Origin of the sequence: Cellulomonas sp. Root485 (genome assembly GCF_001426705.1) — a bacterium.
Lineage (GTDB): Bacteria > Actinomycetota > Actinomycetes > Actinomycetales > Cellulomonadaceae > Cellulomonas.
This window is the reverse complement of the sequence record NZ_LMFC01000001.1, coordinates 1,735,627-1,755,812: the sequence shown is the minus strand read 5'-3', so window position 1 is coordinate 1,755,812 and position 20,186 is coordinate 1,735,627. Positions and strand designations below refer to the sequence as shown.

Sequence of the window (20,186 nt, the reverse complement as noted above, 5' to 3'; positions counted from 1 at the left end):
AACTGCGTCCGTGCAGACAGCGGCCTTCGTGCCGGGCGACGTCGTCCGCGTCCTCGCGCTCGTCAGCGTCGTCGTCGGCACCTGGTGGTCCGGCCCCGTCGCGACAGCCCTCTTCCTGCTCGTGCTGGGCGGGGCGATGGTGCCCCGCGTGATCAGCGCCTCGACGGCGCTCGACGTCGCGTACTGCAGCACGATCCTGTTCGCCGCCTGGGCTGCCCAGCTCGACTGGTACGTGGCGGTGAGCTGGCTGGACGTCGTCGTGCACGCGGTCGCGACGGGCCTGATCGCCGTGCTGGGCGTGGAGGCACTGCAGTTCTGGGGGGTCGTCGGACGCGACCGCCCGCGGTCGGAGCTCGCCCTCCTCGTGGTCGGGCTCGGTGCGGTGCTGGCGGTTCTCTGGGAGCTCGGGGAGTGGGCCGGGAACGCGTGGCTCGACCGGAGGATCCAGGTGGGGTACCCGGACACGATGGGTGACCTCGCCGCGGGACTCGCCGGCAGCGTCGTCGCTGCAGCCGTCGTGGGCCGGCGCGCGTGAACGGCGTCGAGCCGCTCACCGTCTCGGTGGTCATCCCTGCCCGTGACGACGCGGTCGCGCTCGCGGAGTGCCTCGCGCGGCTCCGTCACCAGACGGTCGCACCGTCCGAGGTGCTGGTCGTCGACAACGGCTCGACGGACGACACCGCGGCGGTCGCTGCGGCGTGGGGAGCGCGGGTGGTCCCAGAGGCACGCATCGGCATCCCCGCCGCGGCAGCCACCGGGTACGACAACGCTCGCAGCGACGTGATCGCTCGGCTCGACGCCGACTCCCGACCGGACGCGCGGTGGGTGGAGCGCATCGTCGCCTCGATGCAGGCAGACCCGCGGCTCGACGCCGTGACCGGCTCGGGTCAGTTCTTCGACCTCCCGGTGGTCCTGCGGGCCGGGGTCTCGGGCGCCTACCTGGGCACCTACTACGTCCTGGCACACCTCGCCCTGGGCCACACCGCGCTGTGGGGGTCGTCGATGGCGATGCGCCGGGACGCGTGGCTCGCGGTCCGCACCCTCGTGAGCCGGGACGACGCGGAGGTGCACGACGACCTCGACCTCGCGTTCGCCCTCGGACCCGGGCGTCGGATCCGGTTCGACCCGTTGCTGCGGGTGGGGGTGTCCGCGCGGTCGTTGCGTGGGCACTCCCAGCGGGTGCGCCGGCTCGATCGGGCGTGGCGGACCCTGCGCCTCAACTGGCGGGTTGCGCCGCCCTGGGACCGGTGGCGGGTACGTCTGGCGCGATGAGCGACAACCGGTAGAAGACGCTGTGCGGGTCGAGGACGTAGTCGCCGAAGGGCGGGCACGCGACGAACCCGGCCCGCTCGTACAGGCGGCGGGCGGGGGCGAAGTAGTCCTGGGTGCCCGTCTCCAGGTGCACCGTGCGGAGGCCGCGGGCCGCCGCGGTGGCGAGCACGTGCGCGAGCAGGGCGGTGCCGACCCCATGCCCGCGTGCCGCGCTCGTGGTCCGCATCGACTTGAGCTCGCCGTCCGCCGGTCCGAGCTCCTTGAGCGCCGCGCACCCGAGCAGCGCGCCCCCGGCGTCGCGGGCGGTCCAGAACGTGATGCCGGGCGCCGCGAGCGCCGACGGGTCGAGGGCGTGCACGGACTCGGCGGGGGAGGTCGCGTACATGTCGGCAAGGTGCTCGCCGAGCAGTGCCAGCACGTCGGGCGCGGTCGGGTCGTCGATGGTGATCGTCAGGGACACGTGCTCATCGTTCCATCACCTGACGGGACGCCGCGTCCCATCATCTGGACTATTGCCTCGGGGTATTGACTCGTCCGCGATCTAACTCTACTTTCCCGACCTGTTAGGTCATGAATTCCAGCGACAAGCCCCGGCTCGTTGGATGGCAACCCTCCTGCGTGTGGGGTGCCCCGGGTGACGACCTGGTCCTGCACGAGCACCCGCTCGTGCCCGACAACGACGCAGCGCCCGCCCGGCGGGCACGAAGGGAAGCACGATGAGCACGGACGGACAGCCCGCTTCGGTTCCCGGCGGCCTCCCTCGCCTGTCCTCGTGCTGTCCCGGCGCCGGTTCCGGCGCGCTCAGCACCTGTTGCTGCTGACGCCCCTCTCCGCCTGACCGGCCCCTGACGAGCCACCGACCCGACGGCGCTGCCGTCTCGGACGCTCGCTCCCGCACGCACCGACCGCCGCGCCGCCGCGCGCGGCGCGCCTCCGCGCCTCATGAACGGACTCCCCATGGCACGCCCCACGTCTTCTCCCCGCCCCCTGCACCTCGGCGTCGACCTCAGCGACGCCGGCGCCCACCCCGCCGCGTGGCGGACGCACGGCTCCCAGGCGCAGCGCCTCTTCGACGCCGAGCGCCTCCAGCACCTGGTCGACACCGCCCAGCGCGGCACCCTCGACCTCGTCGTGATCGACGACTCGTTCTCGTTGCAGCCCACCCGGTCCACCACCCTGCGGGGCCGTCTCGACGCCGCCCTGGTCGCGGCGCGGCTGGCGCCGCGGTCCCGCGGAATCGGCCTGGTGCCGACCGTCGCGACGACGCACACCGAGCCGTTCCACGTCTCGAAGGCGATCGCGACGATCGACCACGTCAGCGGCGGGCGTGCCGGGTGGCAGCTGGGCTGGTCGGCGGACGAGCAGGACGCGAACCACTTCGGTCGCGGGGCAGCACTGTCCGAGGCGGCTGCCGTGGCCGAGGCCGAGGAGGCCGTCGAGGTCGTGTCGGCGCTCTGGGACAGCTGGGAGGACGACGCCGAGATCCGCGACCAGGCGACGCACCGGTACGTCGACCGCGCCAAGCTCCACTACGTCGAGCACGACGGGGTGCACTTCGCCGTGAAGGGTCCGTCCATCACCCCGCGGCCTCCGCAGGGGCAGCCGCCGATCGTGGTGCGGGTCGGCTCCGACGAGTCGTTCGGTCTCGCTGCCCGGCACGCCGACGTGGTCCGGATCAGCGCGACCAGCCGCGAGGAGGCGCTCGACCTGCGGCTCCGGCTGCGTGCCGCTGCCGCGGCGGCCGGCCGCGAGCCCGGTGACCTGCGCGTCCTCGTGGACGCGTTCGTCGTGACGGGCCCGGACCAGGCCAGCGCCCGTGCTCGCCTCGACCTGCTCACCGAGCTCGAGGGTGTCCGCTGGGACACCGACTCGCTCACGCACGTCGGCACGGCGCGCGAGCTGGCCGACACGCTCCTGGCCTGGTGGGAGATCGGCGCCGTGGACGGGTTCGTCGTGCGGCCCTCCTCGCTGCACACCGACCTCGACGCGCTCGTCGACGGGGTCGTCCCGATGCTGCGCACCGCGCGGGCGTTCCGCGAGCACTACAACGGCCCCACGCTGCGCGACCAGCTGGGCCTCGTCCACCCGGCCAACCGCTACGCCGCGATCGCCTGAGCCGCGCGATGACTCTCCCCCGCAAGGTCCCCCGCAAGCAGGTCCACCTCGGCGCGCACTTCCCCGGCGTCAACAACACGACCGTCTGGAGCGACCCCCGCTCCGGCAGCCAGATCGACTTCGCGTCGTTCGAGCACCTCGCCCGTCGCGCCGAGGCAGCCCGGTTCGACTTCTTCTTCCTCGCCGAGGGCCTGCGCCTGCGCGAGCACAAGGGACAGATCCACGACCTCGACGTCGTGGGCCGGCCCGACACCCTGCCCGTGCTCGCGGCGCTGGCCGCGGTCACCGACCGGATCGGCCTCGCCGGCACGATCAACACCACCTTCAACGAGCCGTGGGAGCTGGCTCGCCAGTTCGCGACGCTCGACATCCTGTCCGGCGGCCGCGCCGCGTGGAACCTGGTGACCAGCTCGGACGCGTTCACGGGGGAGAACTTCCGCCGCGGCGGGTTCCTGCCCTACGAGCAGCGCTACGAGCGGGCCGCGGAGCTGGTCTCGGTCGCCCGGGCGCTCTGGGACTCCTGGGACGACGACGCGGTGGTCGCCCACGCGAGCACCGGGCAGTTCGTGCGGCCGGGGTCGGTGCGCGACGTCCGCCACGAGGGTCCGCACTTCCAGGTGCGCGGCGAGTTCACCACGCCGCGCGGACCGCAGGGTCACCCCGTGCTGTTCCAGGCAGGCGATTCCGCCGACGGCCGGGACTTCGCCGCCGCCACCGCGGACGTGGTCTTCTCGGCGCACTCGACGTTCGAGGCGGGTCAGGCGTTCTTCGCCGACGTGAAGGGCCGCCTCGCCGCACACCGCCGGACCCCGGACCAGCTCCTGATCCTCCCCGCGACCACGGTCGTGCTCGGCGCGACTGCGCAGGAGGCGGCCGAGCGCTCCCGCGAGATCCGGCTCCAGCAGGTTCCGGGTCCCACCGCGATCGCGTTCCTCGAGCAGGTCTGGGGCCGGGACCTCACGGACCACGATCCCGAGGGGCCGCTGCCGCGGATCGAGCCCGATGTCGAGAACCTCGACATCACCCGCGGTCGGGTTCGGCACGTCAAGGACCCGCGCACCATCGCCGCCGCATGGCGCGAGCAGGCCGACGCGAACGGGTGGTCGATCCGGCAGCTCGTCATCGAGGTGACCTCCCGCGGCGGGTTCGTGGGCACCGCCACCCAGGTCGCCGACGCCATCGACCGGCACGTCCAGGAGGACGCGTCCGACGGCTTCATCCTCGTCCCGCACCTGACCCCCACGGGTCTGGACGACGTGTTCGACCAGGTCGTCCCGCTGCTCCAGGAGCGCGGCTCGTTCCGGACCGAGTACTCGGGTCCGACCCTGCGCGACCACCTCGGCCTGAACCGCCCGGCGCCCCGCGCCACCCGTTCGCAGGCCGACCGCGCCCTCGTCGGCTGACCAGCCCCACCCACCCCTGAACGAAGGAACCCCCTGTCATGCTCCGCTCGACCCGTGCCCGTTCCGTCCTCCTGACCACGCTCGTCGTCCCCGGCCTCCTGCTCACCGCGTGCAGCTCCGGTTCGCCCGCCGCCGGCTCGTCCGCCTCGGCGACTGCGGACGCAGAGACGGCGACCCCCGGTGGCACGTTGCGGTTCGCGCTCGGCGCCTCGCCCAGCGGGGTGGACCCGCAGCAGGTCGGCTCGAACGTCAGCATCTACATCGCCCGCCAGCTGGCGGACTCGCTGACCGACCAGGACCCCGAGACCGGCGAGATCGTCCCGTGGCTCGCGCAGAGCTGGGACGTCAGCGACGACCTGACGCAGTTCACCTTCCACCTGCGCGACGACGTGACGTTCTCGGACGGCACGCCGCTGACCGCGACCACGGTCAAGGCGAACTTCGACGCCCTGGTCGGCCCCCTCGCCGCGACGGCACCGCTGGCCGGGTCCTACCTCTCGGGCTACCAGGGGACGACCGTCGACGACGAGCACACCGTCACCGTTGCCTTCGCGACGCCCAACGCGCAGTTCCTGCAGGCGACCTCGACCGTGTCGCTGGCGATCCTGTCCGACGCGACCGCCACGACGGACCCGGCGGCGCGTCTCCAGGGCGAGATCGTCGGCTCGGGACCGTTCGAGCTGGAGGAGTACACGCAGGACCAGGGCGCGACGATCGTGCGCCGCGACGGGTACGCATGGCCGTCGGAGGTCTCCGAGAACCCCGGTGAGGCGTACCTCGACCAGATCGACTTCTCGATCGTGCCCGAGTCGGGGGTGCGGTCCGGCGGGCTGGCCTCCGACCAGTTCGACGCCGTGGGCGACGTGCTGCCGCAGGACGTGCCGCAGGTCGAGGGGTCGGGCGGTGCGGTGCTGACGCGCACCAACCCGGGCGTCGCGTTCGTGCTCCAGCCGAACGTGAGCGCCGGTCCGCTGGCCGACCCCGACGTGCGGGCGGCCGTGCAGGTGGCGATCAACCGCCAGGAGCTCGTCGACACGGTGCTGAGCGAGGCGTTCAAGCCCGCGACGAGCGTCCTGGCCAGCACGACGCCGGGCTACGTGGACCTGTCCGACGAGCTCGCGTTCGACCAGGACGGGGCCGCGGACGCGCTCGACGACGCCGGCTGGACGCTCGGTGCGGACGGGATCCGGGAGAAGGGCGGCGAGAAGCTGTCGTTCGACGTCGTCTACGCGCCGCTGTTCACGGGCAGCCAGGCCGTGCTCGAGCTCACGCAGCAGCAGCTCAAGGCCGTCGGCGTCGACCTCCAGGTGCGCCAGCAGACGCCCGCCGAGCAGCAGGCGGCTCTCACGGCCGGCGACTACGACACGTACTACTACAACGTCACGCGGGCCGACGGCGACATCCTGCGCACCCAGTTCTCGTCGAAGTTCCGCAACATCAACAAGCGGCCGGCGGACACCGTCCTGGACCCCCTGCTCGACGCCCAGCTGGCGCAGGGTGACGCGGCGAAGCGCGACGACGACCTGGCCACCGCGCAGCGCACGATCCTCGAGGACGGCTACGCGATCCCGCTGTTCGAGCTCGCGCAGTCCATCGGCGTCGGCGCGGACGTGCACGGCCTCGCGTTCGACGCGTCGTCCCGGCTGCTGTTCCACGACGCCTGGATCGGTGCCGACCAGTGACGGCCTACGTCCTGCGCCGGCTCGGCGCCGCGGTCCTGGTGCTCTGGGCGGCGTTCACGGTCTCGTTCGCGGTGCTGTACCTGCTGCCCAGCGACCCGGTGAGCATCATGCTCGACGCGGCCAACCCCGGCGGCACCGTCGACCCGGCGCAGGTGGCCGAGCTGAGCGCCCGCTACGGGTTCGACCGCCCGCCGCTCGAGCAGTACCTGGTGCTGCTCGGGCGGGCGGTCACCGGTGACCTGGGGGTGTCGGTGACCTCCGGGGCTCCCGTGTCGCAGCTGCTCGCCGACGCGTTCCCGCAGACGCTCGCTCTGACCAGCTTCGCTCTGGGGATCGCGCTGCTGCTCGGGGGCACGATCGCGGCGGTCTCGTCCTGGTCGCGGTCCACCCGCCTGCGCGGTGCGCTGCTCGCGCTGCCTCCGCTGGGCGTCTCGATGCCGACGTTCTGGATCGGTCTGCTGCTCCTGCAGCTGTTCTCGTTCCGGCTCCCGCTGTTCCCGGCGGTCGGCAACCAGGGCTTCGGCAGCCTGGTGCTGCCGGCGGTCACGCTCGCCATCCCGCTGTCCGCCGTCATCGCGCAGGTCCTGGCCCGGTCCATGCGGACCGCGTGGGACGCGCCGTACGTGGAGACGGCGCTGGCCAAGGGCGCCAGCCGGGGTCGGGTGCAGTGGCGGCACGTCACCCGCAACGCGGCCCTGCCGGCGCTGACGCTGCTCGGGATCGCCGTCGGCAACCTGCTGGCCGGTGCCGTGGTGGTCGAGACGGTGTTCTCGCGCGCCGGGTTCGGCGGGCTGGTGGAGAAGGCCGTCCGCACGCAGGACATCCCCGTCGTGCAGGGCGTCGTGGTCGTGGGCGCGCTCGTGTTCGTCGTCGTCAACCTCGTCGTCGACCTCGCCTATCCGGCGCTCGACCCGCGCATCGCCCGTACCCCGGCCACGGCCTGACCAGGGAAGGAACCGTCATGACACTCGTCTCGCAGGCTCCGGCCGCCGTCACGGCACCCAGCGTGGTGGTCGCACGACCGGTCCCGGGCCGCCGCCGACGCCACCCCTTCGCGACCCCCGGCGTACTCGCGTCGGTCGCCGTCGTCCTCGTCATTCTCGGCTGGGCGCTCGTGCCGGGCCTGTTCACCGCGGCGGACCCGCTCGTGGGCGTGCCGGCCGAGAAGCTGAGCGCACCGAGCGCGGAGCACTGGTTCGGCACCGACAACCTGGGCCGCGACCTGTACGCCCGCACCGTGCACGGCACCGGCCTCTCGCTGCAGGCCGCACTGCTCGCGCTCGGTCTGGGGCTCGCCGTGGGTGCGCTGGTCGGGCTCGTCGCCGGCTACCTCGGCGGAGCGGTCGACGCCGTGCTCATGCGGACCACCGACGTGCTCCTGGCGATCCCCGGCCTCCTGCTCTCGCTCGCGGTCGTCACCGCGCTCGGGTTCGGCACGCTCAAGGTCGCGATCGCCGTCGGGGTCGCGGAGGTCGCGACGTTCGCCCGCGTCATGCGCTCCGAGGTCCTGCGGGTGCGGACGACGACCTACGTCGAGGCGGCAGTCCTCGCCGGGGCGCGCCGGTCGGCGGTGCTCGCGCGGCACGTGCTGCCCAACGCGGCAGCCCCGATCCTCGTGCTCGCCACCGTGCAGCTCGGGGTGATCGTGCTGGCCGTGTCGTCGCTGAGCTTCCTCGGTTTCGGTGCCGTGCCGCCCACCCCCGAGTGGGGCTCGCTCGTGGCCGAGGGGCGCAACTACCTCTCCGTGGCCTGGTGGTTCACCACCCTGCCCGGTCTCGTCATCGCCGCCCTGGTGCTGGCCGCCAACCGGCTCGGTCGCCTCCTCGAAGGGAGGGCGCACCGATGAGCGCCCAGACAGCCCCCGTCCTGCAGGTGCGCGACCTCGTCGTCGAGTACGAGGGTCGGGGTGAGAGCGTCCAGGCCGTGCGCGGCGTGAGCTTCGACGTGCACGCCGGCGAGGTCGTCGCGCTCGTCGGCGAGTCCGGCTCCGGCAAGTCCACGACCGCGCACGCGGTGGTCGGTCTGCTGCCCGGTGGCGGTCGGGTCGTCGGCGGCAGCGTCCGGCTGCACGGCGGCGAGCTGGTCGGTCTGACCGACAAGGCGTGGCAGCAGGTGCGCGGCGCGCGGATCGGGCTGGTGCCGCAGGACCCGGGCATCGCGCTCAACCCCGTGACCCGGATCGGCGACCAGGTGGCGGAGGTGCTGCGCATCCACGGCCGCGTGCGCCGGGCTGCCGCTGCGCAGCAGGCGGTCGAGATCCTGCGGTCCGTCGGGCTGAGCGACCCCGAGGCGCGCGCCCGCCAGTACCCGCACGAGCTGTCAGGCGGCATGCGGCAGCGCGTGCTCATCGGCATCGCGCTCGCCCTGGAGCCGGCTCTGGTGATCGCCGACGAGCCCACCAGCGCGCTCGACGTCACCGTGCAGCGCCGGGTCCTCGACCTGCTCGACGACCTCACGTCGCGCACCGGCTCGGCGGTCCTGTTCATCACGCACGACCTCGCCGTGGCGGCCGACCGCGCCGACCGGGTCGTCGTGATGAAGGACGGCGAGATCGTCGAGGAAGGACTCACGGCGCAGGTGCTCGGCGCACCCCGCCACCCGTACACGCGGTCCCTGCTGGCGGCCGCTCCGCAGCTCGCGGTGCGCGAGCGGGTTCCTCCGCCGGCGCCGACCGTGGGGGAGTCGCCCCTGCTCGACGTCCTGTCGGTCAGCAAGACGTTCCGCCTGCCCGGCCACGCCGGCCGCACCGTCCAGGCCGTCGACGACGTGAGCTTCTCGGTGGCGCGTGGGGGAGCGTTCGGCCTGGTGGGCGAGTCCGGCTCGGGCAAGTCGACCGTCGCGCGGCTGGTGCTGCAGCTGACGACGCCGGACTCCGGCGCGGTGCTGCTCGACGGCGCTCCCGTCACCGACCCGGCCGGTCGGGCACTGCTCCGGCGCCGGTCGCAGCTGGTGCACCAGAACCCGTTCGCGTCGCTGGACCCCCGGTTCACGGTCGCGAAGATCATCGACGAGCCCCTGCGGTCGCACCGCGTGGGCTCCCGTTCCCAGCGGCGAGACCGCGTGGTCGAGCTGCTCGAGCAGGTCGCCCTCGGTGCCGCCTTCGCCACGCGGCGTCCGGGTGAGCTGTCGGGCGGTCAGCGGCAGCGGGTGGCGATCGCGCGCGCTCTCGCGCTCGAGCCGGACCTCCTGGTGCTCGACGAGCCGACGAGCGCACTGGACGTGTCGGTCCAGGCCCAGATCCTCGCGCTGCTCGATCGGCTGCGCCGCGACCGTGGCCTGACGTACCTGTTCATCTCGCACGACCTCGCCGTCGTGCGGCAGGTGGCCGACCGGGTCGGGGTGCTGCACGACGGCCGGCTGGTGGAGGTCGGGCCGACCGCCGACGTCTTCGACCAGCCGCAGGACCCGTACACCGCCGAGCTGGTCGGGGCGATCCCCGGCCACCGCGCCGACCCAGCCGATCGACCGCTCGAGAGGAGCACCCGATGACCACGCTCGCCATCGACCCGACCGCCGACCTGCTGCGCTGGCGCAGCGACCGCGAGGAGGCCCTGCGCCAGCCGCACGGCTGGCTCAGCCTCGTCGGCCTGTACGCGCTGACCGCGACGCCGCGGTCGATCCCGGGGTTCCCGGGTCAGTGGTCGACCGACGGCGCCGATGCGCTGGTGGAGACCGACGCGGCGGACGCGGTGACGGACCCGCAGTCGCGTGAGCTGCTTGTGGGGAGCTGGCGCCGGACGGTCGGGGAGGGCCTGTCGACGCTGGTGGCGGCGTACGTGCCGGCTGACCGCGACGACGAGGACCGCCTGGTCGTCGAGCTGGTCCGGCGCACCGGCCGGCTGTACCTGCGGGTGCGCGACCCGCGTGCCGCGGCGCGCACGGGCTTCGACGGCGTCCCGACGCACCCGTACGACCCGTCCTGGGTCGTCGACGTGCCCGTGCGCTGGTACGACGAGCCCGTCGTGGCGACGGTCGGAGCGGCGCAGCACGGCCTCGTGCACCACGTCCGTCTCGTCGGGGAGATCGACGTCGAGCGCGACGGGGTGCGGCACACCCTGCGGCTGTCGAATGGTCACCAGCCGGGGCAGGTCACCGTCCTGTTCAGCGACGAGGCGCAGGACCTGGCCCCGTGGCGCGTGGTCACCGTCGACGTGGCCGACCGCACCGCCGGCACGCTGCGGATCGACCTCAACCGCACCCTCAACCTGCCGTACGCGTTCAGCGACTTCGGGACGTGCCCGGCGCCCGTCGAGGGCAACCACCTGCCGTTCGCGGTGACCGCCGGCGAGCGCGACCCCCGCGGGAGCGCGTCGTGACCGCGACGACCACCACCCTGACGATCCGCTGGACGGACCTCGCCGACCCGCTCGTGCGCCCGCTGCTGGACGAGCTGGCGTACGAGTACGCCTCCCGGTACGAGGGCATCCTGGCCGTCGAGCAGATCCGGGACGAGCTGGAGCACTACCCGGCGGCCGAGTTCGCGGAGCCCGACGGCGCGCTGGTCCTGCTGCTCGAGGACGGTGAGCCGGTGGCCGGCGGCGCGTTTCGCCGTCGCGTCGAGCCCGAGCTGGGTGACGCCGACCGTCGCCCGCGCAGCGAGGGGCGCGACGATGCCGGTCTCCCGACCGTTCCCACCGCGGAGCTCAAGCGGATCTGGACCCATCACGCGCACCGCCGCCGTGGCCTGGCCGCACGCGTCGTCGCCGAGCTGGAGCAGCGCGCGTCGGAGCTCGGCTACCCGCGGCTGTACCTGACCACCGGGCCGCGGCAGCCGGAGGCCGTCGGCCTGTACCTGCGCGCCGGCTACACGCCGCTGTTCGACCCCGCCGCCGAGGCGACCGGGCCGCTCCCGTTCGAGAAGTGGCTGGAGGTGGACTCGTGAGCATCGTGCAGGACGAGTCCCGCGTCCTGGCGCCGCCGCCGGCGCAGACCGACGCGGCGACGCTCGCCGGCCTGCGCGTCGTCCCGAGCAGGCACCCGGGTCGCTGGCTGGCCACCGCTGTCGTCGCGGTGCTGCTCGCGATGGTCGTCAGCTCTCTGGTGACCAACGACCGGTGGCAGTGGTCGGTGGTCACGCAGTACCTGACGTGGCCGTCGGTGCTCACGGGACTGTGGGGGACGCTGCGCCTGACGTTCGCCGCCGCGGTCATCGGGTTCGGGCTCGGTACCGTGCTCGCCCTCATGCGGCTGTCGCGTTCACCCCTGCTGCGCAGCGTCGCCTGGGGCTACACGTGGGTGTTCCGGTCGGTGCCGCTGATCCTGCAGCTGCTGCTCTGGTACAACCTCGCCTACCTCTACCCGGAGATCTCGTTCGGCATCCCGTTCGGCCCGGCGTTCACCGAGGTGGACACCCTGTCGATCGTCGGGAAGTTCGGCGCCGCGGTGCTCGGCCTCGGGCTCTCGCAGGCGGCGTACTCGGCCGAGATCGTGCGCGCCGGGATCCTCGGCGTCGACCAGGGCCAGCACGAGGCCGCCGCCGCGCTCGGCATCCCGCGCTCCCGCCAGCAGCTGCGCATCGTGCTCCCGCAGGCCATGCGGACCATCGTGCCGACCTCCATCAACGAGATCATCGGCCTGGTCAAGGGCACGTCGGTGGTCTACGTGCTGGCGTACGGCGAGCTGTTCTACACGGTCGGCGTGATCTACGGCCGCAACCTCAAGGTCGTCCCGCTGCTCATGGTCGCGGCGATCTGGTACCTGATCATCACCACGGTGCTGACCGTCGGGCAGTACTACCTGGAGCGGCACTACGCGAAGGGCGCCCTGCGCACGCTGCCCCCGACGCCCGTGCAGCGCCTGCGCTGGTCGGTGCTCGCCGCCGCGAGCAAGGTGTCCGGGCGCCCGCTGCCGGCGAGCGTCCCGCCCAGCTACGCGGTGCGCTCGACGCTCGGTGCCGGCCACCTGTTCCGGACGGGGGGCGACCGATGAGCGCGGGCCTGGTCGAGGTGCACGGCGTGCACAAGTCGTACGGCACGCTCGAGGTGCTCGCCGGCATCGACCTCGTCGTCCAGCCGGGAGAGGTCACGGTCGTCATCGGACCGTCGGGCTCCGGCAAGTCGACCCTGCTGCGCGTCATCAACCACCTCGAGCGCGTGGACCGCGGGTTCGTGGCGGTCGGCGGCGAGGTCGTCGGCTACGAGCGCCGTGGCGACACGCTGCGCGAGCTGCGCGAGAAGGACGTGCTGCGGCAGCGCACCCGCATCGGCTTCGTGTTCCAGAGCTTCAACCTGTTCCCGCACCTGACCGTGCTGGAGAACCTCGTCGAGGCGCCGGTCCACGCCCAGGGCCGCCCGCGGCGCGAGGTCGAGGCGGAGGCGCGCGTGCTGCTGGAGCGCGTCGGGCTGTCCGACAAGGCCGACGCCCGGCCGCGACAGCTGTCCGGCGGCCAGCAGCAGCGCGTCGCCATCGCCCGCGCTCTCGCCACCCAGCCCGAGGTGCTCCTGTTCGACGAGCCGACCTCCGCGCTCGACCCGGAGCTCGTGGGCGAGGTCCTCGACGTCATCAAGGACCTCGCACACAGCGGCACGACGCTCGTCGTCGTCACGCACGAGATCGGCTTCGCCCGCGAGCTGGCCGACACGGTCGTGTTCATGGACGGCGGCCGGATCGTCGAGCAGGGCCCTCCCGCGCAGGTGCTCGACCACCCCCAGCACGCGCGCACCCGCGCGTTCCTCGACAAGGTCCTCTGACCATTCCACCCCGAAGAGAGAAGATGATGTCCGCTCCATCGCACCGTTCCACTCGCTCGTCCCGCACCCGGCTGCTCGCCGCGCTCGTCCTGATCCCCCTGCTCGCGGGTCTCGCGGCCTGCTCCTCGAGCGCCGAGGCCGAGCCCGGTGGCGGTGACCTCCAGGAGGCTGCGCAGGCAGCCGGGCTCACCGTCAACACCACAGCGGACCAGGACCGCGTCCACACGACCGAGTCGGCCGAGGCCATCGCGCTGCTGCCCCCGGAGGTCAAGGAGAAGGGCACGCTCACGGTCGCCGTGAGCGCGTACGTGGCGCCCCTGGCGTTCCTGGCCGACGACGAGAAGACGCCCATCGGCAACGAGACCGACATCGCCCAGCTGGTGGCCGACGCGCTCGGTCTGGAGCTGAAGCACGAGGTCAAGGCGTGGGCCGACTGGCCGCTCGCCGTGCAGTCCGGAGCCGTGGACGCGGTCATCTCGAACGTGACGGTCACCGAGGAGCGCAAGGAGCTCTACGACTTCTCCTCGTACCGCAACGACCAGCTGGGCTGGCTCGTGCGCGCCGACAACGACGACCTGACGGAGATCTCCGAGCCGAAGGACATCGCCGGCCTGACCGTCGCGGTGGGCTCGGGCACCAACCAGGAGAAGATCCTGCTCGCCTGGGACGAGGAGAACCAGGCGGCCGGGCTCGAGGCGGCGAAGGTCGAGTACTTCGAGAACGACGGCGACACGATCCTCGCGCTGCAGTCGGGCCGCATCGACGTCTCGTTCGGCCCGAACGCGACCGCCGCCTACAAGGCCGCGGTGTCCCCGGAGGACTTCAAGGTGATCGGCACGCTCAACGGCGGCTGGCCCGCGACCGCGCAGATCGCCGTCGGCACCCTCAAGGGCAACGGGCTGGCACCGGCGATCACCGCGGCGCTCAACCACGCGTTCGAGGACGGCACCTACGCCGAGGTGCTGGAGCGGTGGGGCCTGCAGGACGAGGCGATCGCGACGTCCGAGACCAACCCGCCCGGTCTGCCGAAGACAGACTGACCCCACAGACGAGGCGGCTTGGGGAGTCGCCTCACACGGCCGGCTGGGTGGACGGGGGTCGCCCAGCCGGCCGACCCACAGGCGGAGGAGGAGCAGATGAGCGAGCACGTGGACCACGTCGTCGTCGGTGGCGGGGTCATGGGGGCCGCGACCGCGTGGCAGCTGGCCCGGCGCGGGCGGCAGGTCGTCCTGCTGGAACGGTTCGGCCGCGGGCACACGCAGGGTGCCTCGCACGGTGCATCCCGGATCTACCGGAACACCTACGCGCGGGCGGAGTACCTCGACCTGGTGCAGGAGGCGTTCGACCTGTGGCGGGTGCTCGAGGACGAGACGCCCGAGGCCGGGGAGCTGCTGACGATCACCGGCGGGGTGAGCCAGGGCTCGCTGGCGTCACGGGAGGTGGCGGACGCGTTCGTCGAACGGGGCATCCCGCACGAGTGGCTGTCCGCCGCCGACGCGCACGCGCGCTGGCCGGGCCTCGCGTTCGAGGGTGACGTCCTGCACGAGACGAGCACCGCGGGACGACTGCACGCCGACCGCGCGGTCGAGGCGTTCCTCCAGGCCGCCACCGCGGCCGGTGCGCGGGTGCTGCACGAGACACCCGTGCGCGCGGTCGAGCAGACCGGTGACGGCGTGCGGGTGGTCACGGACACCGGCACCTGGCACGGGACGAACGCCGTCGTGGCGGTCGGTGCCTGGACGTCCCGCCTGCTGCCCGGGTTCCCCGAGCTGGCCGACCGGCTGGTGGTGACGCAGGAGCAGCCTGCGCACTTCGCGCTGCGCCCGGACGCACCCCCCGTCGACCTGTGGCCGTCCTTCACCCACGACCCGCCCGCCCCGCACCCGTGGCCCAGCGGCACGTACGGCCTGGCGACCCCCGGCGAGGGGATCAAGGTGGGCTTCCACGCCGTCGGCCCCCGCACCGACCCCGACCGGAGGTCCTTCACGCCGGAGCCGCACCAGCTGCGGCAGCTGCGCGACTACGTGGCGCAGTGGGTGCCGGGTGCCGACCCCGACCACCTCGTTCCGATCTCCTGCACGTACACCACGACGCCGGACCACGACTTCGTCCTCGACCGCCGCGGACGCGTCGTCGTCGCGGCCGGGTTCTCGGGGCACGGCTTCAAGTTCGCGCCGGCCCTCGGACGCGTGCTCGCCGACCTCGCGTCCGATCCCGCCTGCTCGGCGCACGCGGCCTTCGCGGCCGCCCGGTTCGCGGCCCTGCCGGCCTCACCCTGACCCTCACCCCGGAGCCTCCATGACCACGAACGTGCCCCTGTCCATCCTCGAGCTGGCGACCGTCGGAGTCGGCCAGACCGGCGCCGACGCCCTGCGCGCGACCCTCGACCTCGCCGTCGCGGCCGACCGGCTCGGGTACCGCCGGCTGTGGTTCGCGGAGCACCACCTCGCGCCCGGCGTGGCATCGGCGTCGCCCGCGGTGCTCGCGGCCCTGACGGCCGAGCGCACCCGGCGCCTGCGGGTGGGGTCGGGGGCCGTGCTGCTGGGGACGACGAGCCCCCTGATCGCCGCCGAGCAGTTCGGCACGATCGCCGCGCTGCACCCGGGACGGGTCGACCTCGGTCTCGGTCGCGCGTTCACGCCGCCGCCCGAGGGGTTCGTCGCCCCACCGCCCACACAGGCGCGCGACGTCGACGGCCTGCACGTGCCGGGCACACCGCCGATCGACTTCACGGACTCGTCCCTGCGGGCGCGCCTCCTCGCGCAGAAGGAGGTCATCGGCGCCAGCCGCACCGGCCAGGACTTCCGCGCCGAGCTCGAGCTGGTCCTCGGCCTGCTCGCCGACGACTACGTCGACAGCGCCGGGCACGCCTACGTGAGCCCGGCCGTCGCGGGGGCGGCGTTCGACCTGTGGGTGCTGGCGTCCAGCGGCGGCGAGAGCGCTCGCGTCGCCGGTGCCCTCGGTCTGCCGCTCGCGGCGAACTACCACGTCAGCCCGTCGACCGTGCTCGGCACGGTCGACGCCTACCGCGCGGCGTTCCGGCCGGGGGTGCTGGCCGAGCCGTACGTCGTCGTCTCCGCCGACGTGCTGGCCGCCGAGACGTCCGAGCAGGCGCGGCACCTCGCGGACCCGTTCGCCGAGTGGGTGCTCTCGATCCGCCGCGGCGCGCAGGGGGCGATCGCCTACCCGGAGCCCGGCACGACGATGCCGTGGGAGCAGCGCAGCGCCGCCGACCAGGACGTGCTGCGCGACCGGGTCGACTCCCGGATCGTCGGCACCCCGGACGAGGTCACGTCCCGCCTCGCCACCCTGCAGCGCGTGACCGGGGCCGACGAGCTGCTCATCACCACCGAGACCCACGACCCCCGCGACCGCGTGCGCTCGTTCGAGCTGCTCGCCTCCGCCTGGGGCCTGCACGCCGACGTGTCCGACGCCGCAGCTGCCGACGCGTCTGCCGACGCCCACGACCTGGTGCCCTCGGGCGCCTGACCCCCCACCACGAGAAGGAGCCCCACCGTGCCCGTCGACTTCCTCGGCATCGCCACCACCAGCAACGGCTCGGAGACGCAGGTCCCCACCACCGCGCCGTTCGACCTGCGCTACCTGGAGCGGATCGTCCGCGCCCACGAGGACAACGGCTGGACCCGTGTGCTGTTCGCGTACGGCTCCAGCGGCCCGGAGCCGTCGGTCCTGGCCGCGCACGCCGCCGCGCGGCTCGACTCGATCGAGCTGCTGCTCGCGCACCGCCCGAACGTCTCGTACCCGACGTTCGCCGCCAAGTCGTTCGCGACGCTCGACCAGCTCTCCGGCGGGCGCCTCTCGGTGCACTTCATCACCGGCGGCAACGACCACGAGCAGCAGCGCGAGGGCGACACGCTCACGAAGGACCAGCGGTACGCCCGCACCCAGGAGTACATCCAGATCGTCAAGAAGGCCTGGACCAGCACCGAGCCGTTCGACCACGACGGCGAGTACTACCAGTTCCGGGACTTCGTGCTCGACGCCAAGGCGCTCGACGGCCGCTCGCCGACGATCTCCTTCGGCGGGTCGTCCGACGCCGCGTACCGGGTCGGTGCTGCCGAGGCGGACATCTACGCCGTGTGGGGCGAGCCGCTGGACCGGACCGCCGAGCAGATCGCGCGGATCCGTCGGGAGGCCGCCGCCGCGGGACGGACCACACCGCCGCGCATCCACGCCGCCTTCCGGCCGATCATCGCGCCGACGGAGGAGCTGGCCTGGGAGAAGGCGCACCGGATCCTCGGCGCGATCGAGGCCCGCAAGGCGGCCGCCGGTGGAGTCCTGAGCCGGCGCCACTCGATCGACAAGCCCGAGAACGCCGGCTCGCAGCGGCTCCTCGAGATCGCCGCGCAGGGGGACCGGTTCGACTCCGTGCTCTGGACGGCGACCGCGAAGGCCACCGGCGGCGCCGGCAACTCGAACGCGCTGGTCGGGACGCCCGAGCAGGTCGCGGAGGCGCTGCTGGCGTACTACGACCTCGGCGTGACCGTGATCTCGGCGCGTGGGTACGACCTGCTCGACGACGCCATCGACTTCGGCCGCTACGTGATCCCGCTGGTCCGCGACGAGGTCGCTGCCCGCGACGCCGCGCGCACCGCGGCCTGAGGGGGACGACATGCGTTTCCAGGTACTCGACATCGTCTTCAACCCGCCGCACCCCGTCACCGGGGAGGCGGTCCCGCCGGCCGACCGGCTGGCCCGGGTGGTCGAGACCGCCGTGCTCGCCGAGCAGCTCGGCATCGACGCCTTCGCGGTGGGGGAGCGGCATGCCGGTGAGGTGCTGTCGTCGTCGCCCACCGTGCTGCTGGGCGCCCTCGCCGCGAGCACGTCACGCATCCTGCTCAGCACCGGGGTGACCGTGCTGTCCCTGCTGGACCCGATCCGGGTCGCCGAGGACTACGCCACGATCGACCAGCTCAGCCGCGGGCGGCTCGAGATCGTCATCGGCAAGGGCAACGAGGCGCTGCAGTACCCGCTGCTGGGGCTCGACCTCGACAAGCAGTACGAGTACCTCGAGGAGAACTACGAGCTGCTCAGCCTGCTGCTCAGCCGCGAGGACGTCGAGTGGGTCGGCCGGCACCGCCCGGACCTGCACGGTGCGACGACGCTCCCGCGGCCGTTCTCGGGTCCGTTCCGGATCTGGCACGGCTCCGCGACCTCGCAGTTCGCCGTCGACCTGGCGGCCAAGCACGGCGACCCCATCGTCAGCGCGAACGCCCTGCAACCCCGCGAGAACTACCAGGTGCTCATCGACCGGTACCGCGAGCAGTACGCCGCGCACGGCCACGACCCGGCGTACGCGTTCGTCGGCTCCGGCTCCGGCGGGCTGTTCCTCGCGGACACCACCGAGCAGGCCGTCGCGCAGTACCGCCCGTTCTACGAGGGGGCGGTCGCGCGGCAGGACCTGCGCAAGCACGATCCCGCCGCGGTGGGCAAGGTGACCAGCTTTCGGACCATCGAGGAGGCCGTCGAGCGTGGTCCGGCGCTCGTCGGGTCGCCCGAGCGGGTCGCGGAGAAGATCCTCGACTACCACGCCAGCTACGGGCACGACCTGCAGTCGGTCTCGATCAACCACGTCCTTGAGCCCACCCACCAGGACGACGTGCTGCGGCGGTTCGCCGAGGAGGTCGTCCCGCTGGTCAAGGCCGAGGTGAAGACGGACCTGTGGGGTCCGGCGGACGCCCGGCGCCCGGCCGGGTTCACCGCGGTCGACTGAGACGCACAGAGAAGCCCCCCGCTGCGGCGGGGGGCTTCTCTGCGTCGCGAGGCAGGCTGTTCTCAGATCGCCGTGTGCGACCCGATCCGGTGGTAGCTGCGGTCGTGGTACACCAGCGGCGTCGTGTCGTCGGACGTGCCGTGCTCGAGCGCGCGCAGCGAGACCAGGTAGCTGTCGCCCACCGGCGTGCGCTGGAGCACCCGCCCGCGGACCCAGGACACCGCTCCTTCGATCACGGGTTCGCCGCTGCCCAGGTCGTACCAGCCGCCGGCCGCGAACCGGTCGATGCCGCTCGTCGCGAAGCGTGCCGACACGTCGTCCTGGTCCGCCGACAGGAAGCTCACCGTGAGGGTGCGCGCACGGGACAGGGCGTCCCACGACGACGACGTGGACGCCAGCGAGAACGCGAGCAGCGGGGGAGCGGCGGACACGGAGATGACCGAGGTCGCCGTGAACCCGATCCGGCGCTCGCCGTCGCGCAGCGCGACGACCGCGACCCCCGCGGGGTGCTGACGGAAGACCTCCTTGTACTGCTGCGGCGACAGCTGCGGCTCGTCCTGGTCTCGGAGCAGGCGGTCCAAGGCGTGCAACGTCTCGGCGGTCATGCGCGGACCTCCGCGAGCTCGGCGGGGCTGGCCGCGGCGACCTGGGCCTCCAGGGCTCTGCCTCCCTCGGACCACCACCGCTCGATCACCGGGTCGAGGTCGGTGAGCTGTGACTCCACGACCGTCAGCGCCCGGGTGGGCACGACGGCGCCGAGCTCGACGAGCAGGGGCCGCAGGTGCACCTCGCCGACGAGCGCGTGCGCGGGGTTGCCCGAGACGACGACGGGTACCGCGACCACGCCGCTGAGCCCGCCGGGGCCGTACAGGTCCAGGAACGCCTTGAGCAGGCCGGTGTACGAGGCCTTGTAGACGGGGGTCGCGACGACGAGCACCGTGGCCTCGGCGACCGTGCGCAGCGCGACGTCGGCGGTCGGGTGCGTGTCTGCCAGGATCTCGGCGGCGAACTGGGCGAGCTCGACGGTCTCGACCGGCTGCTCGGAGCCGAGGAGCCGCGCGCTCGCCTGCGCGACGTGCACCGCGGCGGCGGTGGTGCGGGAGCCCGCCCGGGGGTTGCCCGACAGCACCACCACACGTGCTCCGGGGTGCTGCGACGACGTCTGATGGGTCATGGCGGGTCCTCGATCTCGGCTCTCATGAACCCGCCGCACGGTCCGCGCGGGTTCGATGCACCGGGTATAACAACAATCCCGACTTGACCAGAGGGTTTAGTCAACTTTCTTGCATGG

At 73.1% G+C, this 20,186-nt stretch carries 20 protein-coding genes and 1 riboswitch; of the genes, 17 read left to right on the top strand and 3 right to left on the bottom strand.

Annotation, left to right across the window (positions count from 1 at the left end; all coding sequences use genetic code 11):
* The first annotated feature begins 10 nt into the window (after positions 1-10).
* On the top strand, positions 11-535 hold the full coding sequence (locus ASD16_RS08000) for a hypothetical protein (protein ID WP_235523165.1): 525 nt from the start codon (positions 11-13) through the stop codon (positions 533-535).
* Positions 532-1,272, top strand: a complete 741-nt coding sequence (locus ASD16_RS07995) for a glycosyltransferase family 2 protein (RefSeq protein WP_055915118.1) — start codon at positions 532-534, stop codon at positions 1,270-1,272. Before ASD16_RS08000 ends, ASD16_RS07995 begins: the two co-directional genes overlap by 4 nt.
* Here ASD16_RS07995 and ASD16_RS07990 read toward each other — a convergent pair.
* Complete coding sequence (locus ASD16_RS07990; protein ID WP_055915903.1) at positions 1,217-1,726, bottom strand: GNAT family N-acetyltransferase; 510 nt, start codon at positions 1,724-1,726, stop codon at positions 1,217-1,219. The genes ASD16_RS07995 and ASD16_RS07990 overlap by 56 nt on opposite strands.
* A gap of 112 nt (positions 1,727-1,838) precedes the next feature.
* A riboswitch (SAM riboswitch) is annotated at positions 1,839-1,958 on the top strand.
* A gap of 271 nt (positions 1,959-2,229) precedes the next feature.
* Here ASD16_RS07990 and ASD16_RS07985 point away from each other — a divergent pair.
* From ASD16_RS07985 to ASD16_RS07915, 15 genes are all read left to right on the top strand, one after another.
* Positions 2,230-3,387 carry an LLM class flavin-dependent oxidoreductase gene (locus tag ASD16_RS07985; RefSeq protein ID WP_157453819.1) on the top strand — a complete coding sequence of 386 codons (1,158 nt, stop codon included), beginning with the start codon at positions 2,230-2,232 and terminating at the stop codon, positions 3,385-3,387.
* Positions 3,388-3,395: 8 nt separating this feature from the next.
* The gene (locus ASD16_RS07980) at positions 3,396-4,790 is read left to right on the top strand and encodes an NtaA/DmoA family FMN-dependent monooxygenase (RefSeq protein WP_055915112.1); all 1,395 of its coding nucleotides are present in this window, start codon (positions 3,396-3,398) and stop codon (positions 4,788-4,790) included.
* Positions 4,791-4,828: 38 nt separating this feature from the next.
* Complete coding sequence (locus ASD16_RS07975; protein WP_055915109.1) at positions 4,829-6,472, top strand: ABC transporter substrate-binding protein; 1,644 nt, start codon at positions 4,829-4,831, stop codon at positions 6,470-6,472.
* Positions 6,469-7,416, top strand: coding sequence for an ABC transporter permease (locus ASD16_RS07970; protein WP_055915106.1), 948 nt, complete (start codon positions 6,469-6,471; stop codon positions 7,414-7,416). Before ASD16_RS07975 ends, ASD16_RS07970 begins: the two co-directional genes overlap by 4 nt.
* 17 nt (positions 7,417-7,433) lie before the next feature.
* Complete coding sequence (locus ASD16_RS07965) at positions 7,434-8,318, top strand: ABC transporter permease (RefSeq protein ID WP_082570651.1); 885 nt, start codon at positions 7,434-7,436, stop codon at positions 8,316-8,318.
* A complete protein-coding gene (locus ASD16_RS07960) occupies positions 8,315-9,961 on the top strand; it encodes an ABC transporter ATP-binding protein (protein ID WP_055915103.1) in 1,647 nt (548 codons plus the stop codon). Before ASD16_RS07965 ends, ASD16_RS07960 begins: the two co-directional genes overlap by 4 nt.
* Positions 9,958-10,788, top strand: a complete 831-nt coding sequence (locus tag ASD16_RS07955; RefSeq protein WP_055915100.1) for a DUF1684 domain-containing protein — start codon at positions 9,958-9,960, stop codon at positions 10,786-10,788. Before ASD16_RS07960 ends, ASD16_RS07955 begins: the two co-directional genes overlap by 4 nt.
* Positions 10,785-11,354 carry a GNAT family N-acetyltransferase gene (locus ASD16_RS07950; RefSeq protein WP_200942879.1) on the top strand — a complete coding sequence of 190 codons (570 nt, stop codon included), beginning with the start codon at positions 10,785-10,787 and terminating at the stop codon, positions 11,352-11,354. The genes ASD16_RS07955 and ASD16_RS07950 overlap by 4 nt, the downstream gene beginning before the upstream one ends.
* Positions 11,355-11,356: 2 nt before the next feature.
* Complete coding sequence (locus tag ASD16_RS07945) at positions 11,357-12,400, top strand: amino acid ABC transporter permease (RefSeq protein ID WP_369817947.1); 1,044 nt, start codon at positions 11,357-11,359, stop codon at positions 12,398-12,400.
* Complete coding sequence (locus tag ASD16_RS07940; RefSeq protein WP_055915097.1) at positions 12,397-13,161, top strand: amino acid ABC transporter ATP-binding protein; 765 nt, start codon at positions 12,397-12,399, stop codon at positions 13,159-13,161. Before ASD16_RS07945 ends, ASD16_RS07940 begins: the two co-directional genes overlap by 4 nt.
* Positions 13,162-13,187: 26 nt before the next feature.
* Positions 13,188-14,201 carry an ABC transporter substrate-binding protein gene (locus ASD16_RS07935; protein WP_055915895.1) on the top strand — a complete coding sequence of 338 codons (1,014 nt, stop codon included), beginning with the start codon at positions 13,188-13,190 and terminating at the stop codon, positions 14,199-14,201.
* 96 nt (positions 14,202-14,297) lie between these two features.
* Positions 14,298-15,440, top strand: a complete 1,143-nt coding sequence (gene solA / locus ASD16_RS07930) for an N-methyl-L-tryptophan oxidase (RefSeq protein WP_055915095.1) — start codon at positions 14,298-14,300, stop codon at positions 15,438-15,440.
* Positions 15,441-15,459: 19 nt separating this feature from the next.
* Positions 15,460-16,650 carry an LLM class flavin-dependent oxidoreductase gene (locus tag ASD16_RS07925; RefSeq protein WP_055915092.1) on the top strand — a complete coding sequence of 397 codons (1,191 nt, stop codon included), beginning with the start codon at positions 15,460-15,462 and terminating at the stop codon, positions 16,648-16,650.
* A gap of 27 nt (positions 16,651-16,677) precedes the next feature.
* Positions 16,678-17,784 (top strand): LLM class flavin-dependent oxidoreductase, encoded by a 1,107-nt coding sequence (locus tag ASD16_RS07920; protein ID WP_055915089.1) that lies wholly within the window; start codon positions 16,678-16,680, stop codon positions 17,782-17,784.
* A 10-nt stretch (positions 17,785-17,794) separates the two neighbouring features.
* Positions 17,795-18,895 (top strand): LLM class flavin-dependent oxidoreductase, encoded by a 1,101-nt coding sequence (locus ASD16_RS07915; RefSeq protein WP_055915086.1) that lies wholly within the window; start codon positions 17,795-17,797, stop codon positions 18,893-18,895.
* Between the two features lie 62 nt (positions 18,896-18,957).
* On the opposite strand, the gene ASD16_RS07910 is transcribed toward ASD16_RS07915, so the two are convergent.
* Both ASD16_RS07910 and ASD16_RS07905 read right to left on the bottom strand, forming a co-directional pair.
* Positions 18,958-19,500, bottom strand: coding sequence for a flavin reductase family protein (locus ASD16_RS07910; RefSeq protein WP_055915083.1), 543 nt, complete (start codon positions 19,498-19,500; stop codon positions 18,958-18,960).
* Positions 19,497-20,069, bottom strand: a complete 573-nt coding sequence (locus ASD16_RS07905; RefSeq protein ID WP_055915081.1) for an NADPH-dependent FMN reductase — start codon at positions 20,067-20,069, stop codon at positions 19,497-19,499. Before ASD16_RS07905 ends, ASD16_RS07910 begins: the two co-directional genes overlap by 4 nt.
* Between the last annotated feature and the right edge of the window lie 117 nt (positions 20,070-20,186).

What these genes read in the sequence shown, in the direction of transcription:
- ASD16_RS07955 (WP_055915100.1), top strand. Translation starts at nt 9,958, where the DNA reads ATGACCACGCTCGCCATCGACCCGACCGCCGACCTGCTGCGCTGGCGC.
- ASD16_RS07925 (WP_055915092.1), top strand. Translation starts at nt 15,460, where the DNA reads ATGACCACGAACGTGCCCCTGTCCATCCTCGAGCTGGCGACCGTCGGA.
- ASD16_RS07905 (WP_055915081.1), bottom strand. Translation starts at nt 20,069, where the DNA reads ATGACCCATCAGACGTCGTCGCAGCACCCCGGAGCACGTGTGGTGGTG.
- ASD16_RS07960 (WP_055915103.1), top strand. Translation starts at nt 8,315, where the DNA reads ATGAGCGCCCAGACAGCCCCCGTCCTGCAGGTGCGCGACCTCGTCGTC.
- ASD16_RS07965 (WP_082570651.1), top strand. Translation starts at nt 7,434, where the DNA reads ATGACACTCGTCTCGCAGGCTCCGGCCGCCGTCACGGCACCCAGCGTG.
- ASD16_RS07985 (WP_157453819.1), top strand. Translation starts at nt 2,230, where the DNA reads ATGGCACGCCCCACGTCTTCTCCCCGCCCCCTGCACCTCGGCGTCGAC.
- ASD16_RS07980 (WP_055915112.1), top strand. Translation starts at nt 3,396, where the DNA reads ATGACTCTCCCCCGCAAGGTCCCCCGCAAGCAGGTCCACCTCGGCGCG.
- ASD16_RS07975 (WP_055915109.1), top strand. Translation starts at nt 4,829, where the DNA reads ATGCTCCGCTCGACCCGTGCCCGTTCCGTCCTCCTGACCACGCTCGTC.
- ASD16_RS07940 (WP_055915097.1), top strand. Translation starts at nt 12,397, where the DNA reads ATGAGCGCGGGCCTGGTCGAGGTGCACGGCGTGCACAAGTCGTACGGC.
- ASD16_RS07935 (WP_055915895.1), top strand. Translation starts at nt 13,188, where the DNA reads ATGTCCGCTCCATCGCACCGTTCCACTCGCTCGTCCCGCACCCGGCTG.
- solA (WP_055915095.1), top strand. Translation starts at nt 14,298, where the DNA reads ATGAGCGAGCACGTGGACCACGTCGTCGTCGGTGGCGGGGTCATGGGG.
- ASD16_RS07910 (WP_055915083.1), bottom strand. Translation starts at nt 19,500, where the DNA reads ATGACCGCCGAGACGTTGCACGCCTTGGACCGCCTGCTCCGAGACCAG.
- ASD16_RS07915 (WP_055915086.1), top strand. Translation starts at nt 17,795, where the DNA reads ATGCGTTTCCAGGTACTCGACATCGTCTTCAACCCGCCGCACCCCGTC.